Raw genomic sequence first — 13,664 nt, 5'->3', positions numbered from 1 at the left:
AAGGCATAAATGCCTGCTATCTCGATTGCTAAGGCACCTCAACCTGCTGCTACAAATCCTGAACAAATAAGAAATTTCTGCATCATTGCTCATATTGATCATGGCAAATCAACTTTGGCTGATCGAATGCTGGGCATAACAGGTGTGGTTGAAGACCGCAATATGCGAGCACAATATTTGGATCGCATGGATATTGAGCGCGAGCGGGGCATCACTATAAAGAGCCAAGCGGTTAGATTGCCGTGGAGATCAGGCATTGATGGCAAAGATTACATATTAAATATGATTGATACTCCTGGCCATGTGGACTTCACTTACGAGGTATCTCGCTCACTGGCTGCATGTGAAGGTGCGATTTTATTAGTTGATTGCGCACAAGGAATCGAAGCCCAAACCTTAGCTAATCTTTATTTAGCGATGGAGAATAATCTAACGATTATCCCAGTATTAAATAAGATTGATTTACCAGCGGCCCGGCCAGAAAAGTTTGCAATAGAACTTGCAAATTTAATTGGTTGCAAGCCAGAGGATTGTTTACGCGTATCTGGTAAAACAGGCGAGGGTGTTGTTGAACTATTAGACCAGGTGGTTAAGCAATTGCCACCTCCCGTAGGAGATGCTAAAGCACCCACTAGAGCCTTAATATTTGATTCAGTTTATGACTCGTATCGTGGTGTTGTTACCTATGTAAGGGTGATGGATGGTCACCTTTCACCAAGGGATCAAATTCAAATGTATTCAACTGGTGTGCGCCATGAAATGTTAGAGGTGGGCGTTATATCACCCGAGCCGGTTGCCAGTAATGGCTTAGGTGTAGGAGAGGTAGGTTATTTAATAACTGGGGTTAAAGATGTTCGTCAATCAAGAGTTGGCGACACAGTTACTACTTACAACAATCCAGCAAAGGTTGCTTTAGCGGGGTATAAGGATCCAAAACCTATGGTTTTTTCAGGGCTATTTCCACTAGATGGTGCGGAATACCCAATGTTGCGAGAGGCGTTAGATAAATTACAACTTAATGATGCAGCACTTGTTTTCGAACCAGAATCTTCAGCTGCATTAGGTTTTGGGTTCAGGTGTGGTTTCCTTGGTCTTTTACATATGGAGATCGTGCGTGAAAGATTAGAGCGTGAGGCAGGCCTTACTTTAATTTCAACCGCCCCAAGTGTGGTTTATAACCTCACTCTAGAGGATGGAAAAAGATTAGTTGTTACTAATCCATCAGAGTATCCAGATGGAAAAATTGCTGAGGTGCAAGAGCCAATTGTTAAAGCAACAATCTTGGCACCCAGTGAGTTTATTGGCACGATCATGGAGCTTTGCCAACAGCGTAGAGGTATTCAAAAAGGAATGGATTACCTATCTGAGGATCGAATTGAAATTCGCTATACCCTGCCACTTGCAGAAATTGTCTTTGATTTTTTTGATCAACTAAAGTCTAGAACTAGGGGTTATGCCTCACTAGATTATGAACCAATTGGCGAAGAGCCTGGTGATTTAGTGAAGGTAGATATCCTGCTGCAAGGAGAAAAAGTGGATGCATTTTCTCAGATTGTGCATCGCGATAAAGCCTATTCATATGGTGTAAAAATGACTGAAAAATTAAAGGAATTAATACCACGTCAACAATTTGAGGTTCCTATTCAGGCGGCAATCGGTGCGAAAATCATTGCTCGTGAAAATATCAGAGCAATTCGTAAGGATGTATTGGCAAAGTGTTACGGCGGAGATATAACTAGAAAACGCAAGCTTCTCGAAAAGCAAAAAGAGGGTAAGAAGAGAATGAAAATGGTTGGGCGAGTGGAAGTACCGCAGGAGGCCTTCATCGCCGCTCTTACAACTGATTCAGATAAAGTGAGTGAGAAGAAGAAATAAGTGAATCTTGCCTTTTATATTCACATCCCATACTGCATTAAACGGTGTGGGTACTGCGACTTTAATACTTATACGCCAGGAGAATTACAAATATCTACTGGATTAGCTGAAGTTTCCAATTCCTATATTGATCTTTTAATAAAAGAAATCAGGCTAGCAAGAGCTCAAGTTGTTGAAAATACTGTTGTGCCTTCAATCTTTTTTGGTGGCGGAACTCCATCTCTTATGCAGGCAAGTGATATTGGCCGAGTGATTTCAGCAATTAAATCAGAGTTCAATTTATCATTAGATGCCGAAATTACTATGGAATGTAATCCAGATACTGTGAGTAAAGAATCCCTCGCTCAATTCAAAGAGGTAGGAGTAAATAGGGTTTCATTTGGTATGCAATCTGCAGTTAAACATGTGCTAGAAACCTTAGATAGAACTCATAATCCAGATAATTTGTTACAGGTAACAACTTGGGCACAGCAAATTGGCTTTAAGGAGATCTCAGTCGATTTAATTTACGGCACACCAGGGGAGAGCATCTGCGATTGGCAAACTTCAATTGATTCAGCACTCTCCCTACCAATTACCCATATATCTGCCTACGCTTTAATTATCGAAGAAGGTACTAAGTTGGCTGGGCAAATTAAGCGAGGACAGGTTCAACCAGTCGATGATGATTTAGCTGCTGAGAAATATCTAATTGCTGATCGCGCATTTACGGCTGCTGGTTTTAATTGGTATGAGTTGAGCAATTGGGCTAAACCGAATTCAGCAAGTAAACATAATTTAGCTTATTGGTCGGGTGATAACTGGTGGGGTGCAGGTCCTGGTGCGCATTCACATTTAAATGGCAAGAGATTTTGGAATGTAAAGCACCCGAATTTATACAGAGAGAAACTTCAATCAGATCAATCACCAATCGCTGGTTCAGAATTTTTAGCACAATCTCAGATCGAAAGTGAACGATTGATGCTTTCAATAAGACTGCCTACTGGTGTGGCTAAAAAAACTTTGAGTGAGCAACAGATTTTTGAATTATCAGAGTATGTAGGAAGTGGTCATTTGGATCAATCAAATTGGAATGATGGCCGAGCAACCCTGACCGTAGATGGCCGGCTAATCGCCGACCGAATTCTGCGTAAAATCCTGTTGTAGTAGCGTTGGCATATGAGCAAGACGATGCCTGGTCGGCAACTTGAGATCCTGAAAGCAATTGTTGATGAGTATGTGGCAACTGAAGAGCCGGTTGGCTCAAAAACTTTAGCCGCTCGCTCTGGCTTGGGAGTTTCGCCTGCAACAATACGAAACGAAATGGCAGTTTTGGAGGAATCTGGATTAATAACGCAACCACACACTAGTGCCGGTCGAATCCCAACAAATAAAGGGTATCGAGTATTTGTTGATCAACTTGCTGGAGTAAAACCATTATCGATCGCAGAACGTAAGGCAATCGAAAATTTCCTAGATGGCGCAACTGATTTAGATGATGTGATTTCCAGAACTGTTCGCTTGCTAGCGCAAGTGACTAAACAGGTTGCAGTAGTTCAGTACCCATCGTTGATCAAAGCAAATGTCCGCCATATCGAGTTAGTACTACTCAATTCCAATCGAGTAATGATCGTATTGATAACTGATACTGGGCGAGTAGAACAGAAAATGGTGGAATTAGTCTTTGAAATTACTGAAAATGGTCTTGCAGATCTTCATAAAAAAGTGAATTTATTGATTGCTAAACAATCGCTATCAAATGTTGCCAGCCGGCTGGAAAATTTTTCAGCAACTTACCGTGGAAATGATAAATCCAATGTAGTGATTATTATTGCAACGCTGATTGAAATGGCAATTGAACACCCAGAGGAGAGAGTAGTTCTTGCAGGAGCATCAAACTTGGCCAGATCTAATCAAGATTTATCAAATAGCATTCATCCAATCTTGGAGGCCTTAGAGGAGCAGGTCGTTTTGTTAAGACTGCTATCTGGTGCTGACTCATCAGTGAAAGTGCAGATAGGTGATGAACAAAGTGAAAAAAGTCTACGCAAAACCAGTCTGGTAAAGGTTGGTTACGCCGATATCGGGGCACTTGGAATTTTAGGACCAACTCGCATGGATTATGCCGCCTCAATCTCGGCGGTGAATGCTGTGGCTAATTATGTTGGCAGTTTCTTGACGGAGAATAAGTAGATAATGGCTGATCTTTACGAAACTCTTGGTGTAGATAGAGATGCCAGCTTTGATGAGATCAAAAAAGCTTATCGAAAATTAGCTCGCAATTATCATCCTGATGTTAATCCTGATCCAAAAATGGCGGATAAGTTCAAAGAGATAACTGCTGCCTATGAAGTGCTGAGCGATCCAGATAAACGGCAAAATTACGATATTGGCGGAAATGGATTTGGCGGTGGGTTTTCAAATGCTGGCTTCGGATTTGGTGACATTATGGATGCCTTTTTTGGTGGCGGTCAGCAACGTGGCCCTCGGCCAAGAACTCGACCAGGTCAAGATGCACTTCTAAGGGTTGAAGTTAATTTAAAAGAAGCAACATTTGGGTGCGACCGGGATTTAACTGTAGATACGGCAGCAATCTGCACAAAGTGTGGCGGAAGTGGTTGTGCTAACAATTCAAGGCCAAGGACATGTGATATTTGTAAGGGCAGAGGTGAGACACAACAAGTTGCTCGTTCTATTTTGGGGCAAGTAATGACAAGCAGAGCTTGTGCAAGTTGCCAAGGTTTTGGCTCGGTCATATCAGATCCATGTACAGAGTGTGCTGGTGATGGCAGAGTGAGATCTCGTAAAACTATCCCAGTCAAAATACCAGCCGGTGTTGAAACTGGAAATCGAATTCAATTAAGTGGTCAAGGTGAGGTTGGTCCCGGTGGTGGAACTCCAGGTGATTTATATATTGAAATAGTTGAACTACCGCATGAATTTCTAATCAGAGAAGATAGTAATTTACATATTTCAATAGCAGTACCGATGACATCTGCAGTACTGGGTAGTGAAGTTATAATTGAAACCTTTGACGGACCACAAAAAGTTGAAATTAAAGAGGGCACCCAAAGCGGCTCGGTGGTTGTATTAAAAGGTTTAGGTGTTACCAAATTACGAGGATCTGGACGTGGTGACCTACTAGTCCATATCGAAGTCAATATTCCAGGAAAAGTCAGTAAAGAGCAAAGTGAATTATTAAAGAAATTTGCACAGCTAAGGAATGAAGGTGCAGATAAAGTTCAAATACATACCAATAAAGATCAGGGATTTTTTAGTAAAGTTAGAAATGCTTTTCGCTAGTGTTGACTCTTTTCTTTGTTAACGAATTGAGCACAGCTGGTACCCAGGAAATTGATGAAGAGGATGCTCATCATGCGGTGAAGGTGCTTCGGCTAAATATTGGCGAAGAGATCAAAATTTCGGATGGGAAAGGCAACTGGGTTTCAGGGCCTATTGCCCAAATAAGTAAAAAAGCATTACAAATTTCAATTGCTGAGCGGGGTAAGGAATCCATCAATAAGCCAGAGTTGATCCTAGTTCAGGCGATTACTAAGTCAGATCGAAGTCGGGAGATGCTTGAATTGATCACAGCCGCTGGAGTTGACCAAGTAATTCCGTGGCAAGCAGAGCGATCAATTAGCAAGTGGCAAGATGATTCTGAGCGTAAGTGGCTTGCGACTATTAAAGAGAGTTGCAAGCAATCCAGAAGAGTGAGAGTGCCATCTCTTAGAAAAATTATGAACACCCCCAGCCTATCTAAGGAAATAAATTCTAAAAACCTTGGATTGGTTTTCCATGAGAGTAGCGAAATTAAATTTGCCGAGACTCAAATCAGTTCAAATCTTGATGCTATATATCTCATCATCGGCCCTGAAGGAGGAATCACAGATAATGAATTAGCAATATTTCAGAGCTCTGGCTCTATGATCGTCCGATTAGGCCCAACCGTACTCCGATCAGCACATGCTGGATTTGCAGCACTTTCAGCGGTGCAAACAAAATTAGGTAGGTGGTAGATATGGATTGTTTGTTTTGCAAAATAGTTGCTGGCGAGATTCCTGCAGCGATAGTCAAAAAAACCAAAACATTTACAGTATTTAATGATATTACACCTCAGGCACCAACTCATATTTTAATTATTCCAAATCAACATTTTGAAAATATGGCTGAGGTTGCCGATGCTGATCCTGCATTAGCTGGTGAGATTTTCAAAGCAGCTGGTGAGATTGCTGCAGAAATTGGATTGGATAGTTATCGTATGAATATAAACACAGGCGCAGGGGCAGGACAATCAGTTTTCCACGCTCATCTGCATCTGCTTGGCGGTAGGTCATTCGCTTGGCCGCCAGGTTAAATATAGAATTGGTGTAATGGATCCGATCGTAATAAAAGTACCGGCTGCATTTGCCATGGTCACACTTGTCGGGCCAGCCGATTCATATCTTAGAATTTTAGAGAATCATTTTCCGCAACTGGCAATTACTGTGCGGGGAAATGAAATTTATGTAAAGGGTGAAATTGAGCAATCAAAGCAACTGGTTGGATTAGTTGAGGAGTTAATTGCAATTCTAAGAAGTGGCCAGAATTTGAATGCAGATATGGTGCGCAGATCTATCGGGATGATTAAACAAAATCCAGCTGAGCATCCTGCTGAAGTGCTCTCACTAAATATTTTAAGCAATCGTGGTAAAACTATTCGCCCTAAGACAGCAAACCAAAAGAAGTATGTAGATGCGATTGATTCCAACACCATCACTTTTGGCATTGGCCCTGCTGGTTCAGGCAAGACTTATTTAGCGATGGCTAAAGCGATACAGTCATTACAGGCCAAGCAAGTAAATCGAATAATTCTGACTAGGCCAGCGGTTGAGGCGGGTGAGCGACTTGGATTCCTACCTGGAACTTTGCATGAAAAAATTGATCCATATCTTCGTCCATTATTTGATGCCCTACACGACATGATTGATCAAGACGCAATCCCACGACTGATGAGTACTGGAGTAATTGAAGTCGCACCGCTTGCTTATATGCGGGGAAGAACCTTGAATGATTCCTTCATTATCTTAGATGAAGCTCAAAATACAACTGCAGAGCAGATGAAAATGTTTTTAACTCGCTTGGGCTTCGGATCAAAAATGGTAGTTACAGGTGATATCACCCAGGTTGATCTACCCAACAATTCACAATCAGGGTTGAAAATTGTGCAAGATATTTTGAAGGATGTAGATGACATTTCATTTATGTATTTAACAGCTGAAGATGTTGTGAGAAATAGATTAGTAGGAGATATTGTTACAGCCTACGGTGAATGGGATGAGAATATTTCAAAATCAACATTTCCAATACGAAGCGGTAAGGGTGATCGTTAATTACTCAAGGATTACCTTGAATAAGCACCTATGAAAATTGAATTAGTCAATAACTCAACTAGTAATTGTAATGAAACTTCCATAACATCAGTTGCTCAATTTGCACTGATAGAAAGTGGAATTCACCCCGATTCAGAGTTGAGTATCCAGATAGTTACCGAAGAAATAATGTCTGAATTGCACATGAAGTGGATGAACTTGCCTGGACCAACAGATGTTCTCTCATTTCCAATGGATGAAATGAAACCTAATTCAGCAACAAGTGGTCCAGGAATTGTTGGTGATCTTGTTTTGTGTCCCAGCTATGCTGAAAAGAATGGTAAGCAAACATTGGAAAAGGAGTTAGAGTTATTAACAGTCCATGGGGTCCTGCATCTTCTCGGTTATGATCACGAGGAAGAAAATGAGGAAGTTGTAATGTTTGCATTGCAGGAAGAAATTCTCAAAAAATGGCGGCTATTACTTTGACGCTAACAACTTTACTGACAGTCACAATGCTTTTGTTGTTCGCAGGATTTCTAGCTGGCAGTGAATCTGCCTTGACTTCACTCTCTAGATTGCTGATCGAGCAACTAATTGAAAATAATTCAAAGTATAAAAAGCGCTTTGATAAGTTTGTTGAAAACCCTGCCAGGTACTTAAACGTCTTACTGCTTGTTCGAAAAAGTTGTGAGCTCACCGCAACCGCCTTAGTTGCAACAACATTTGTAGAAGATGCGTCAAATAAAGGATTGGCTTTGGCTCAATCAATTATGCTTATGGTTGCGATCTCCTACGTGATTGTTGGCGTAGGCCCTAGAACATTAGGAAAACAACATGCAGTTGCCTGGTCAAAACCGGCAATTGTGATTGCACACTTACTATCTAAAATTCTTGGACCTTTAACAAACCTTTTGATAAAGATTGGAAATGCAATTACGCCGGGTAAGGGATTTAAATCTGGACCTTTTACTACCGAAGCAGAGTTTCGAGATTTAGTCGATCAGGCTAGTGAAAGTGGATTTGTCGAAGATGCCGAGCGGGAGATGATCCACTCAGTCTTTGATCTGGGCGAGACTGTGGTCAGGGAACTCATGGTGCCAAGAACTGAAATTGTTTGGATTGAAGCTGAGAAAAATTTACGGCAAGCATTATCACTGGCTCTTAGATCTGGATTTACTCGCATACCTGTAATTTCTGATGGTATAGACAACGTAGTTGGTATCGCGTATGTAAAAGATTTGGCTAAACGAGTTCATGAAAATCGTGAGGCTGAGCAGAGTGAAAAAGTTGGAGATTTATTACGGAAAGCCACTTTTATACCCGAGACCAATACAGCTGCTGAGCTGCTCAAACAAATGCAAAGAGAACAAATACATATGGCAGTAGTTGTTGATGAGTACGGCGGTACCGCAGGATTAATAACTATTGAAGATATTTTAGAGGAAATAGTTGGTGAAATTGCCGATGAATATGATGATGATGAGAGTGAAGATATTGAATGGTTGACAGAGGGCAAAGCTCGGATTTCTGCGAGATTACACGTCGAAGATTTTGCGCAGAAATTAGATTTAGAACTTGATGACGAAGAGATTGAAGGTGTCGACTCAATTGGTGGTTTAATTGCAAAGCACTTAGGTCGAATTCCAATACCAGGAAGCACAATTACTGTGTCTGGATGGAAATTAACAGCAGAACGTCCTGCTGGCAGACGCCACCGAATTGCAACGGTCTTGGTTGAAAAACTTGCAGAATCGAGTGAGATTAAAGATCAGTTGTAAGATAATCTAATGCGAATCGTTAGATTTACCGCCCCAGTCGAAATTGGAGTTGGTAGTGATCCGCTATTTGGAGTTCTAAATGATAAGGATTCGATCTTGGTTTTGCGAGGGGATCCGATTTATTCAGGAATAATTCCGCAAGATAAAAGTTTAAAGTTAAGTGATGTTAAGTTGTTGGCCCCAGTATTACCGCGTAGCAAGGTGGTATGTATCGGCAAAAATTATGCTGACCATGCTGCTGAAATGGATTCAGTTGTACCCAGTGAGCCGATTATTTTTATCAAGCCTAATACTTCAGTAATTGGTCCCAATGAAGTAATCATTTGGCCAAAAATGAGTGAGCGAGTTGACCATGAAGCAGAGCTAGCGGTAGTAATTGGCAGGATTTGTAAGGAAGTCCCAGCTGCTAAATATAAAGATGTGATTTTTGGCTATACCTTGGCTAATGATGTAACCGCGCGTGATCTGCAGAAAAAAGATGGACAATGGAGTCGAGCAAAAGGTTTTGACACATTTTGCCCCCTTGGACCATGGATTGAAACTGAGTTTGAGCCAAAAGACCAAAAGATATCTGCCACACTAAATGGCCAGGTTAAACAATCAGCCATACTCTCGGCGATGATCTTTAAAATTCCACAAATTATTGAATTTGTAAGTAATGTGATGACTTTACTGCCGGGGGATGTAATTTTAACTGGCACTCCAGCAGGTATTGGCGCAATGCCCGCGGGTGCGACTATTTCTGTTGCAATTGATGGTTTAGGCACTTTAACTAATAAGGTTTCTGCTCGTGTCCAATAAATCACAGGTTAGAGTTCGGTTTGCACCCTCACCAACTGGTGATCTGCATGTTGGCAACATCCGTACCGCTTTATTTGATTGGGCTTATGCCCGGCATACTGGTGGCAAATTAATATTTCGAATTGAAGATACAGATAAAGAACGTGTCACTGATCAATATATTCAAGCGGCAATCGACACCTTGAAGTGGTTAGGTCTTAATTGGGATGAGGGTCCTGAGGTAGGCGGAGAGTATGGTCCGTACCTACAATCACAACGATTAGATATTTACAAAACTTGGACTGAAAAATTCTTAAATCAAGGTGATGCCTACCATTGTTATTGCAGCTCTGCAGAGTTAGAGGAGCGCAGGCAACATCAGATGAAGAATCATCAAGCACCAGGGTATGACGGAAAGTGTCGAGATTTAACTACGCAACAAGTTGCTGATTACAAATCCGCTGGACGCGAGCCAGTTGTACGAATGAGAATGCCAAAAGGTGAAACGGTATTTGTTGATGCTATACGCGGAGAGGTTAAATTTGAACATGAATATGTGCCAGATTTTGTTTTAGCGAGAGCTGATGGCTCACCACTTTATACACTTGCGGTAGCAGTGGATGATATTTTGATGAAAGTAACTCATGTACTACGGGGTGAGGATCTGCTCTCATCAACTCCAAGGCAAATTCGAGTTTATCAAGCGATGCAGGTAGCACCAGCTGATTATCCAATCTTTGCTCATCTGCCATTTGTGATGGGTCAAGATAACGCTAAATTATCAAAGCGAAACGGTGAGGTTTCTATTGCTTGGTATCGCGAACAAGGTTTTTTACCCGAGGCAATTTGTAATTATTTAGCACTACTTGGCTGGTCTCCAGGTGATGATAAGGAAAATATCACTATGGCTGAGCTAGTCGAGTTATTCACAGTTGAGCGGGTAAATAGCAGCCCAGCAAAGTTTGATATCAAAAAGCTAGAGGCAATCAATGGCGACAAAATAAGAGCACTAAAACTTGATGAATTTTTAGATCGATCATTGCCATTTTTACTTTCTGCCAAGATTATCTCGGGGTCAGCTGATGAGATCAAAGTACTTAAGTCTGCGCTACCAATAATTCAAGAACGGATTGTGAATCTGGCTGAGATACCACAAATGCTGAATTTCTTATTTGTAAAGGATTTCACAGTATCACCTGAAGAACTGCCTAAAATTCTTGACGATGCATCACAGCAGGTTTTAAAGGTAGCTTTAGCCAAGGTTGAATCACTTACAGATTGGGATCACCAAAGTATCGAAGCGGTATTACGAAAGGCACTTATCGATGAGCTAGGACTAAAGCCTAGAATTGCATTTAGTTCTCTTCGAATTGCGGTAACTGGTTCACACATCTCACCACCATTGTTTGAGTCGCTGGAATTGTTAGGTAAGGAGCGTTCAATCACTCGGATCAAGGCGGTGATTTCCAAATAAATTGCGTAGCAGGGTATTCTTATCTTGTTGCACAGTTAATATTGGGGTATGGGGTAATTGGTAGCCCAGCTGATTCTGGTTCAGCTTGTCTAGGTTCGAGTCCTGGTACCCCAGCGATTACTTTAGTTTTACTGCACGGCTCCGTCGTCTAGTGGCCTAGGACTCTGGCTTCTCAAGCCAGCTACGGGGGTTCGAATCCCCTCGGAGCTACTTTTATTGTTTAGTTACTTACTATTTTTTAGCAGGTGCTCAGTTAATCTTGCTGCAGTTGCAGCAACAGCTGCGGCATGAACTCTTCCTGGTTGTCTGCTTAATCGTTCGATAGGACCACTGATACTCACCGCTGCAATAACTTTATTATTGGGACCACGAACAGGCGCAGAGACTGAAGCAACTCCCGCCTCTCGTTCACCAACTGATTGCGCCCAACCTCTGCGCCTTACTGCAGATAAATTTGCTGCGGTAAATTTTGCATTGATCAAATTTCGGTGAAGTTTGTCAGGATCCTCCCAAGCCAACAAAATTTGTGCCGCAGAGCCTGCCTGCATAGTCAATGCGGTGCCAACTGGTACTGAATCGCGTAATCCGGTCAATCGTTCCGCGGTGGCGATACAGATTCGAAGATCACCCTGCCGGCGGTATAACTGGGCGCTTTCACTAGTTGCATCACGAAGGGCGGTGAGTGCTGGAAGTGCAATTGCTAATAATTTATCCTCACCAGCTGCTGCTGCCAACTCAGATGAGCGAGCACCCAATATAAATTTGCCAGAAAAGTCACGGCTCACCAATCGATGATGCTCAAGTGCTACCGCTAATCGGTGTGCGGTGGGTCTTGCTATTCCAGTTGCTTTAACAAGATCGCTAAGGGATTGTGCGCCGCCCTCTAAGGCGGCAAGAATCTTTACCGCTTTATCTAATACGCCAACTCCGCTATTCTTACCGTCCACACTCTGATAATGCCATCTCAGCAGGTGAGAAGCAAATTCAGGTGGTGCATTGATTAAATTTTGGAGGAGTAAGAATTACATGGGCAAGACATTAGCGGAGAAGATTTGGTCAGAGCATGTGGTTGCTGCTGCCGCTGGTGAACCAGATTTACTTTATATCGATTTGCATCTAATCCATGAGGTGACTAGTCCACAAGCATTTGATGGATTGCGCCTGGCAAATCGCAAAGTTCGTCGCCCAGATTTAACTATTGCTACTGAAGATCATAATGTGCCCACACTTAATATTGATAAACCGATTGCAGATCCAGTCTCGAAATTGCAGGTAGATACCTTGAGAAAAAACTGTGCCGAGTTTGGCGTCAGATTGCATTCACTTGGTGATGTTGAACAAGGAATTGTTCATGTGGTTGGACCACAACTGGGCATCACCCAGCCTGGTATGACAATTGTTTGCGGAGATTCCCACACCTCTACCCATGGAGCCTTTGGTGCGCTCGCCTTTGGCATTGGCACAAGTGAGGTAGAGCATGTATTGGCAACTCAAACTTTGCCATTACTACCACCTAAAACTATGGCAATAAATGTAGAGGGCACATTAAAAGCTGGCGTAACTAGCAAGGATATTATCTTGGCAGTAATTGCCAAGATTGGCACTGGTGGTGGGCAGGGATACATTCTTGAGTATCGGGGTAGTGCAATTAGGGCGTTATCCATGGAGGCTCGAATGACGATCTGCAATATGTCAATTGAAGCGGGTGCGCGGGCAGGATTAATAGCACCTGATCAAACTACTTTTGATTATGTAAAGGGCAAAGCCCATGCTCCAACTGATGCTGATTGGGATGCTGCCTTGGCTTATTGGAAAACTTTGACTACCGATACTGATGCAAAATTTGATAAAGAGGTAAATTTAAATGCAGATGAGTTAGCACCATTTGTTACCTGGGGAACAAACCCAGGCCAAGGTTTGCCGCTAAGCGCATCAGTTCCAAATCCAGATGATTACGCAAATGCTGAGGACCGAGGCGCAGCTAAACGTGCACTTGAGTACATGGATTTAAAGCCGGGAACACCGCTTAAATCAATCAAGGTGGACACGGTATTTTTAGGCTCCTGCACAAATGGACGGATTGAGGATTTAAGATCTGCCGCATCTGTCATCAAGGGCAAAAAGATTGCTGCTTCACTCAGGCTTTTGGTAGTGCCTGGTTCTGCCAGGGTTAGATTGCAAGCAGAGGCTGAGGGGCTAGACAAAGTATTTTTAGATGCAGGTGCTGAGTGGCGCAGTGCTGGCTGTTCGATGTGTTTGGGAATGAACCCAGATCAATTAAAACCAGGTGAGCGGGCTGCATCTACTAGCAATAGAAACTTTGAAGGCAGGCAAGGCAAGGGTGGTCGGACCCATTTGGTTAGCCCATTGGTAGCTGCTGCAACCGCGCTAAAAGGCACCTTAGCATCACCGGCGGATTTGTAA

13 protein-coding genes and 2 tRNA genes are annotated in these 13,664 nt (G+C 42.4%); 14 read left to right on the top strand and 1 reads right to left on the bottom strand.

Annotated elements, in window-relative coordinates; genetic code table 11:
• Window positions 1-9 precede the first annotated feature (9 nt).
• The 13 genes from lepA to B1s21160_RS04055 all read left to right on the top strand — a co-directional run bounded on the left by lepA (window position 10) and on the right by B1s21160_RS04055 (window position 11,450).
• Window positions 10-1,875: a translation elongation factor 4 gene (lepA, locus tag B1s21160_RS04115; RefSeq protein ID WP_095672512.1), complete on the top strand. Its 1,866-nt coding sequence runs from the start codon at window positions 10-12 to the stop codon at window positions 1,873-1,875.
• Window positions 1,876-3,021 (top strand): radical SAM family heme chaperone HemW, encoded by a 1,146-nt coding sequence (gene hemW / locus B1s21160_RS04110; protein ID WP_095672511.1) that lies wholly within the window; start codon window positions 1,876-1,878, stop codon window positions 3,019-3,021. It abuts the gene before it with no gap.
• A gap of 12 nt (window positions 3,022-3,033) precedes the next feature.
• On the top strand, window positions 3,034-4,047 hold the full coding sequence (gene hrcA, locus B1s21160_RS04105) for a heat-inducible transcriptional repressor HrcA (RefSeq protein WP_095672510.1): 1,014 nt from the start codon (window positions 3,034-3,036) through the stop codon (window positions 4,045-4,047).
• A 3-nt stretch (window positions 4,048-4,050) separates the two neighbouring features.
• Window positions 4,051-5,157: a molecular chaperone DnaJ gene (gene dnaJ, locus B1s21160_RS04100; RefSeq protein WP_095672509.1), complete on the top strand. Its 1,107-nt coding sequence runs from the start codon at window positions 4,051-4,053 to the stop codon at window positions 5,155-5,157.
• 26 nt (window positions 5,158-5,183) lie between these two features.
• The gene (locus tag B1s21160_RS04095) at window positions 5,184-5,873 is read left to right on the top strand and encodes a 16S rRNA (uracil(1498)-N(3))-methyltransferase (RefSeq protein ID WP_236860946.1); all 690 of its coding nucleotides are present in this window, start codon (window positions 5,184-5,186) and stop codon (window positions 5,871-5,873) included.
• Window positions 5,874-5,875: 2 nt separating this feature from the next.
• On the top strand, window positions 5,876-6,211 hold the full coding sequence (locus B1s21160_RS04090) for a histidine triad nucleotide-binding protein (protein WP_095672507.1): 336 nt from the start codon (window positions 5,876-5,878) through the stop codon (window positions 6,209-6,211).
• A 16-nt stretch (window positions 6,212-6,227) separates the two neighbouring features.
• Complete coding sequence (locus tag B1s21160_RS04085) at window positions 6,228-7,226, top strand: PhoH family protein (protein ID WP_041887550.1); 999 nt, start codon at window positions 6,228-6,230, stop codon at window positions 7,224-7,226.
• A 30-nt stretch (window positions 7,227-7,256) separates the two neighbouring features.
• On the top strand, window positions 7,257-7,694 hold the full coding sequence (gene ybeY / locus B1s21160_RS04080) for an rRNA maturation RNase YbeY (RefSeq protein ID WP_041887536.1): 438 nt from the start codon (window positions 7,257-7,259) through the stop codon (window positions 7,692-7,694).
• Window positions 7,676-8,986: a hemolysin family protein gene (locus tag B1s21160_RS04075; protein WP_223297928.1), complete on the top strand. Its 1,311-nt coding sequence runs from the start codon at window positions 7,676-7,678 to the stop codon at window positions 8,984-8,986. Before ybeY ends, B1s21160_RS04075 begins: the two co-directional genes overlap by 19 nt.
• 9 nt (window positions 8,987-8,995) lie before the next feature.
• Window positions 8,996-9,787 carry a fumarylacetoacetate hydrolase family protein gene (locus B1s21160_RS04070; protein ID WP_041887534.1) on the top strand — a complete coding sequence of 264 codons (792 nt, stop codon included), beginning with the start codon at window positions 8,996-8,998 and terminating at the stop codon, window positions 9,785-9,787.
• Window positions 9,777-11,240 (top strand): glutamate--tRNA ligase, encoded by a 1,464-nt coding sequence (gene gltX, locus B1s21160_RS04065; RefSeq protein WP_041887533.1) that lies wholly within the window; start codon window positions 9,777-9,779, stop codon window positions 11,238-11,240. Before B1s21160_RS04070 ends, gltX begins: the two co-directional genes overlap by 11 nt.
• 42 nt (window positions 11,241-11,282) lie before the next feature.
• A tRNA-Gln gene (locus B1s21160_RS04060) sits at window positions 11,283-11,354 on the top strand.
• Between the two features lie 23 nt (window positions 11,355-11,377).
• Window positions 11,378-11,450: transfer RNA gene (locus B1s21160_RS04055), tRNA-Glu, on the top strand.
• A gap of 14 nt (window positions 11,451-11,464) precedes the next feature.
• Here B1s21160_RS04055 and B1s21160_RS04050 read toward each other — a convergent pair.
• Window positions 11,465-12,187 carry an IclR family transcriptional regulator gene (locus B1s21160_RS04050; protein WP_041887532.1) on the bottom strand — a complete coding sequence of 241 codons (723 nt, stop codon included), beginning with the start codon at window positions 12,185-12,187 and terminating at the stop codon, window positions 11,465-11,467.
• Window positions 12,188-12,266: 79 nt separating this feature from the next.
• Here B1s21160_RS04050 and leuC point away from each other — a divergent pair, with 79 nt between their 5' ends.
• Window positions 12,267-13,664 carry a 3-isopropylmalate dehydratase large subunit gene (leuC, locus tag B1s21160_RS04045; protein WP_041887531.1) on the top strand — a complete coding sequence of 466 codons (1,398 nt, stop codon included), beginning with the start codon at window positions 12,267-12,269 and terminating at the stop codon, window positions 13,662-13,664.

The organism is Candidatus Nanopelagicus hibericus (genome assembly GCF_002288005.1).
GTDB classification, from domain to species: Bacteria; Actinomycetota; Actinomycetes; order Nanopelagicales; family Nanopelagicaceae; genus Nanopelagicus; species Nanopelagicus hibericus.
This window is presented reverse-complemented; position numbering and strand designations above follow the sequence as displayed.